The following is a 6,000-nucleotide window of genomic DNA, read 5'->3' as shown; positions in this document are numbered from 1 at the left end:
CGGCGAGTTCGTAGTGCAGCGGGATGTCCTCGCGCGTGTAGTACGCCATCGTGGCCGCCGTCCTGGCGAGAACCCACCGGCACCAACCCTGCACCTTCCCCCCACTATTGAGCAGATGTTCGACGCTCGGCATACTTCGCTGTCCAAGGAGCGAAGGCTCCTTAACCTCCAGGGGGAGAACTTGCACGGACAAGTGAAGAGAGCGGGCGGGGCCGCCGTCGCCGCGGCGGTCGCCGTGGCACTCGCGGCGGGCATGACCAGCCCCGCGGCCGCGGAGCCGGTATCCGTGGGGAACGTACTCGGCGCGCAGGCGGGTGAGGCCACCGGCAGGACCCACGTCACGCTGATCACCGGTGACCGGGCCGTCCTCGACGCCGAGGGCCGCGTGGTCGGCGTCGACCGCGCCAAGGGGCGGGAGCACATCCCCGTACAGGTGCGGCGCAGCGGCGGGCACACGCTGCTGATACCCGCCGACGCGCAGCGTCTGATAGCCGACGGCAAGATCGACCAGCGGCTGTTCGACGTCACCGAGCTGAACAAGAAGCGCAACCGCGCGGCCCAGAAGAAGGGCCTCAAGCTCATCGTCGGCTACAAGGGAGCCGCGAGCGGCGCCAAGGCCGACGTCCGCTCCGCCGGTGACACCACGGTCCGCAGGACCCTGAAGTCGCTGAACGCCGACGCGGTCACCACCCCGAAGCGGGACGCCGCCGACCTGTGGGCCGCTCTCACCAGCGGCAAGGGCGACACCCGTACCGCCGCCTCCGGCATCGGCCACGTCTGGCTGGACGGCGTCCGCAAGGCGAGCCTCGACAAGAGCGTCAAGCAGATCGGCGCCGACAAGGCGTGGGCCGCCGGGTACGACGGCAAGGGCGTGAAGATCGCCGTCCTGGACACGGGCGTCGACGCCACGCACGTGGACCTCAAGGACCAGGTGGTCGCCGAGAAGAACTTCACGCCCTCACCGGATGCCAAGGACCGCTACGGCCACGGCACCCACGTCGCGTCCACCGCGGCCGGCACGGGCGCCAAGTCCGGCGGCAAGTTCAAGGGCGTCGCGCCCGGCGCGAAGCTCCTGAACGGCAAGGTCCTCGGCGACGACGGCTACGGCGATGACTCCGGCATCATCGCCGCCATGGACTGGGCGGCCGCCGAGGGCGCCGATGTCGTCAACCTCAGCCTCGGCGGCGGTGACACCCCCGGTGTCGACCCGCTCGAAGCACAGGTGAACAAGCTCTCCGCCGAGAAGGGCATCCTCTTCGCGATCGCCGCGGGCAACGACGGCGCCCCCGGCTCCGTCGGCTCGCCGGGCAGCGCGGACGCCGCGCTCACCGTCGGCGCGGTCGACGACAACGACAAGCTGGCGGACTTCTCCAGCCAGGGTCCGCGGGTCGGCGACGGTGCGATCAAGCCCGATGTGACGGCTCCCGGTGTGGACATCACCGCGGCGTCCGCGAAGGACAGTCTCCTGGAGAAGGAGGTCGGCCAGAACCCGGACGGCTATCTGACGATCTCCGGTACGTCGATGGCGACCCCGCACGTCGCGGGCGCCGCCGCGCTGCTGAAGCAGCAGCATCCCGACTGGAAGTACGCCGAGCTGAAGGGCGCCCTGACGGCGTCCACGAAGGGCGGCAAGTACACGCCGTTCCAGCAGGGCTCGGGCCGTATCGCCGTCGACAAGGCCATCAAGCAGACCGTCGTCGCCGACCCGGTGTCGGTGAGCTTCGGTGTGCAGCAGTGGCCGCACGCCGACGACAAGCCGGTCACCAAGAAGGTGACGTACAAGAACCTCGGCAAGGACGACGTCACCCTCGACCTGACCATCTCCGCCACCGACCCGAAGGGCCGCCCGGCCCCGGCCGGATTCTTCGCCCTCGGCGCGAAGAAGGTGACCGTCCCCGCGGGCGGCACGGCCGCGGTCGACCTGACCGCCGACTCCAAGCGGGGCGCGGCTCTCGACGGCACGTACTCCGCGTACGTCGTCGCGACCGGCGGCGGGCAGTCCGTGCGGACGGCCGCCGCGGTCGAGAACGAGGTCGAGTCGTACGACCTGACGCTGAAGTTCATCGGACGGGACGGCGCTCCGACCAAGTCCTACGACGGTGACCTGGAAGGCATCAGCGGCCTCGCCACCGACAAGTCGTACAACCCGTACGACGAGTCCGGCACCGTCAAGGTCCGCGTTGCCAAGGGCGGCTACGTCCTGAACGGCAGCATCTACGTGGACCCGGCGGACTTCGCCAAGGGCTCCGACTGGATCGCCCAGCCCAAGCTGAGCGTCACCAAGGACACCACGGTGACGCTGGACGCGCGGACGACGAAGCCGGTGGACATCACCGTGCCGGCCGCCGGCGCCAAGATGGAGCTCGCCTCCGCGGACTTCAGCATCGACACGCCGAACACGGGCTACAGCTTCGGCTGGTTCATGGACTCGTACGAGAACTTCCGCAGCGCCCACCTCGGCCCGCAGATCACCGACGGCTCGCTGTTCCAGCAGTGGGGCGGGGCCTGGACGGACGGTGACGCCACCGAGTACGACGTCGTCACCGGCGGCAAGGTGAAGCAGGTCGCGACCGGCTACACCAAGCACTTCAAGGCGGCCGAACTCGCCAAGGTGAAGGCGGAGCTCGGCGCGTCGTCCAAGGGCAAGAAGGGCGCGCTCAGCGCCATGGGCAACCTCCCGGGCAGCATGAGCGGCGCCTCGATCGGCATCCCGCAGCCGCTGCCCACGACGCGGACGCTGTACCTGTCCACCGTGGACAAGGCGAAGTGGAACCTTGACCTGGAGCAGCACGCCGGTAGGGGCCCGGACGGCTGGCCCATTGTCGACGCGGTCTACACGCTCGGCGCCGCGCAGACGTTCAAGGCGGGCCAGAGCTACAAGAAGACGTTCAACACGGCCGTCTTCAGTCCGCGCGTCGGTGGCGACTTCGGTGTCTTCCGCAACGGCAACGAGATCGCGGGCTACCTGCCGCTCTTCGCGGACGGCCAGAACCACGCGGGCTCCTCGCTCTACACGTCCGTGAAGACGACGCTGTACCGCAACGGCACCAAGGTCGGCGAGAGCAACGACCCGCTGATCGGCGAGAAGCCGTTCAAGGTGCCCTCGGCCGATGCCGCGTACGAGCTGAAGACGTCCGTGAAGCGGTCCGTGAAGGTGGCCGCGGCCTCCACCCGGATCGACGCGGCCTTCAAGTTCCGCTCCAAGAAGGTGGAGAGCGCGAAGCTCCCCGTCTCCACGGCGCGGTTCAGCCCGGCGGTCGACCTGAGCAGCAGGGCGGAGGCCGGCAAGACCCAGTCCGTGCCGGTCAAGGTCCAGGGCGCGGCGGCGGGGTCGAACCTCAAGTCCCTCTACGCCTACGTCTCGTACGACTACGGCCAGACGTGGAAGCAGGTCAAGGTCACCAACGGGAAGGTGTCCGTGAAGAACCCCGCGAAGGGGGAGGGCATCTCCTTCCACGCCAAGATCACGGACAAGAAGGGCAACAAGTCGACGCTGTCGATCTACAACGCGTACTACGGCAAGTGAGCTTGTGACCTTGCCCAGCTAGTGCGTTGATACCGGCGCGGCGCCGAAGGGACTGTCGATCACGTATCGCCAGTACCCGTCGGCGCCGCGTCGTGCCACGTCCGTGGCCGTGGATCGGACCACGCCGTCGCCGATCTCCCAGTCGACGACGAGCAGCGCGATGTCCTGCGCGACGTGCACGTGCCGGGGCGTCACGGTGATCGGCAGGCCGAGGGCGAGGAAGGGACCGTTGGCGGCGGCGATCTCCGCGCTGCCGTGCACGGCGGCACCGGTGTCGGGCACGAAGGCGGCCCGCGCCTCGTAGAGCTCGCGTACGGCTTCGGGGTCGCCGCTGTTGAACCGCTCGGCGAACGCCGCCGGGACGTCCTCGGCGCGGGTGGGCAGGGACGGTGTCGATATCGTCATGGGCGAGACGGTAGGAGACGGATTCGTGACTCACCGAACGGTAAGCGGCGCCGGTACGCAGGAGTCCCCGGGGCTGCCGGACGACGCGCGGGCCCGCGTCACGGCCCCGAGCCCGGCCTGCCCCGTGGAGATCACGCTCGCCGCCCTGCGCGGCCGCTGGACGACGCTCCTGGTCCGCGAGCTGCTGCGGCACGAGCGGCGTACGTACAGTGAACTGGCCGCCGCTCTCCCGGAGCTGTCCGACAAGGTCCTGACCGACCGCCTCGCGCAGCTCGTCGCCGTGGGCGCCGCCGAGCGCACCCGCACCCCTGGCTGGCCCCCGGCGGTCACCTATGAACTCACCGAGCGCGGCAGACAGCTGGGTCCCGTGCTGCAGGCCCTCTGGGACTGGGGTGCGGCGGATCAGCCTCCGCGAATTACTGTGCTCCCATGACCACCACGCCACCGCCGGACCGCCCGACCTCCCACGCCTCGCTTCCCCGGGCCGAGTTCGCCTTCCCGGGACCCCTGCGTGACCAGCTGGTGGCGGCCGTCCTGGACGGTTCCAAGACGTCGACGACGGGGCTGCTCGCCGGCTACGAGCGCGACGGCGACCCGCTGCCGGGGACCGGTGAGCGCTCGGTCGTCGTCGACTCCGACGACCGGCCCGTGGGCGTCATCGAGATCACCGGGGTGCGGGTCGTGCCGCTGGCCGACGTGGACCTCGCGCACGCCGAGGACGAGGGCGAGGGGTACACGTCCGTGGCCGCCTGGCGGGCCGGGCACGAGAGCTTCTGGCACAGCGCCGAGATGCGGGACGCCCTCGGCGACGACGCGTTCACCGTGGACGACACCACCGAACTCGTCCTGGAGCGCTTCCGCCTCGTCGCCGACCTGCGGGACAAGTGACCGGCCGTGCCCTTCGCCGAAGCGGCCGACGGCGCCGCCCTGCACTACCGGCTGCACGGCTCCGGCGAGCCGTTGCTGCTGCTCGCCGGACAGTCCAACGACCACCACTGGTGGGACCCCGTACGGGACGACTTCGCCGCCCGCTTCACGACCGTCGTACTCGACCACCGCGGCACCGGCGGGAGCGACCGCCCCGACACGGACACGTACAGCACGCCGGGCTTCGCCCGTGATGTCGTCGCGGTCCTCGACCACGCGGGCATCGAGCGCGCCCACGTCTACGGCACGTCCATGGGCGGCCGCATCGGCCAGTGGCTGGCCGCCGACCACCCGGACCGCGTCGGCCGCCTCGTCCTCGGCTGCACCTCGCCCGGCGGCCCGCACGGCGTCGAGCGCGGCCCCGAGGTCCGGGCGGCCCTGAGCCGGGCCGATCCGGGCGCCGTGCGCCGCGCTCTGCTGGAACTCATGTACACACCGGCCTGGCTGGCCCAGCAGGAACGCGACCGTCCGGGGCGGGAGTTCCACACCCTCGGCGACCCGACCATGCCCGCGTACGCCCGGCGCCGTCATCTGCGGGCCAGCGCCCGCCATGACGCGTGGGACGCGCTGCCGCGGATCAAGGCGCCGACGCTGGTCGTGCACGGCACGGACGACGCGTTCAACCCCGCCGACAACGCGCCGCTGCTCGCCGCGCGCATCCCTGACGCGAGGACGTTCCTCATTCCGGGCGCCCGGCACGCGTACTTCGAGGAGTTCGCGGACGTGGCGACCGAACCGGTGCTCGCGTTTCTGTGCGGGGGCGGCGGGAGCGGCCCGGCTTACTCGCCGCTGCCGTAGGGCTTGGTGATGATCTCCAGTATGTGGCCGTTCGGGTCGTCCCAGTAGACGCCCCGGCCGCCGTCGTTCGTGTTGATCTCGTTGACGTGGTGGTGGTGCGGGTCCGCCCAGTAGGTGAGGCCCCGCTCCTTGATGCGTCCGAAGACCGCGTCGAACTCGTCCTCGGAGACCAGGAAGGCGTAGTGCTGAGCCCCAGAACGTCCGCGAGGAACTGTGCCGACGCCTTCTTGTCCACGGCCGTGACGATCGTGTGGTTCAACTCGATGGACATCGTGTGACCTCCTCGTATGCCTGAACTCGCGGTGTCCTGCGGTGTCCTGCGGTGACAACGCTAAGTCGGGCCG

At 70.3% G+C, this 6,000-nt stretch carries 5 protein-coding genes and 1 pseudogene; 4 read left to right on the top strand and 2 right to left on the bottom strand.

Translation table 11 applies throughout. The features are described 5' to 3' along the window. The first annotated feature begins 193 nt into the window (after positions 1 to 193). The gene (locus ACWDVB_RS30495; protein WP_451515037.1) at positions 194 to 3,526 is read left to right on the top strand and encodes a S8 family peptidase; all 3,333 of its coding nucleotides are present in this window, start codon (positions 194 to 196) and stop codon (positions 3,524 to 3,526) included. Between the two features lie 18 nt (positions 3,527 to 3,544). Here the strand turns inward: ACWDVB_RS30495 and ACWDVB_RS30490 are convergent, their stop codons facing one another. Further along, a complete protein-coding gene (locus ACWDVB_RS30490) occupies positions 3,545 to 3,931 on the bottom strand; it encodes a YybH family protein (RefSeq protein ID WP_451514986.1) in 387 nt (128 codons plus the stop codon). Between the two features lie 25 nt (positions 3,932 to 3,956). On the opposite strand from ACWDVB_RS30490, the gene ACWDVB_RS30485 reads away from it, so the two are divergent. Genes ACWDVB_RS30485 through ACWDVB_RS30475 form a run of 3 tightly spaced genes read left to right on the top strand, consistent with a single transcriptional unit; the run spans position 3,957 to position 5,656 of the window. Further along, positions 3,957 to 4,364, top strand: coding sequence for a winged helix-turn-helix transcriptional regulator (locus ACWDVB_RS30485; protein WP_451514987.1), 408 nt, complete (start codon positions 3,957 to 3,959; stop codon positions 4,362 to 4,364). Then, positions 4,361 to 4,819 carry an ASCH domain-containing protein gene (locus ACWDVB_RS30480; RefSeq protein WP_451514988.1) on the top strand — a complete coding sequence of 153 codons (459 nt, stop codon included), beginning with the start codon at positions 4,361 to 4,363 and terminating at the stop codon, positions 4,817 to 4,819. Before ACWDVB_RS30485 ends, ACWDVB_RS30480 begins: the two co-directional genes overlap by 4 nt. 6 nt (positions 4,820 to 4,825) lie before the next feature. Further along, on the top strand, positions 4,826 to 5,656 hold the full coding sequence (locus ACWDVB_RS30475; protein ID WP_451514989.1) for an alpha/beta fold hydrolase: 831 nt from the start codon (positions 4,826 to 4,828) through the stop codon (positions 5,654 to 5,656). Here ACWDVB_RS30475 and ACWDVB_RS30470 read toward each other — a convergent pair. Next, positions 5,638 to 5,927: pseudogene (locus ACWDVB_RS30470) on the bottom strand (VOC family protein). The gene ACWDVB_RS30475 and the pseudogene ACWDVB_RS30470 sit on opposite strands and share 19 nt — an antisense overlap. Positions 5,928 to 6,000 lie beyond the last annotated feature (73 nt).

This window comes from Streptomyces sp. NPDC003379 (genome assembly GCF_053589195.1).
The sequence above is the reverse complement of the archived record's forward strand: the minus strand, read 5'-3'. Positions and strand labels throughout refer to the sequence as shown.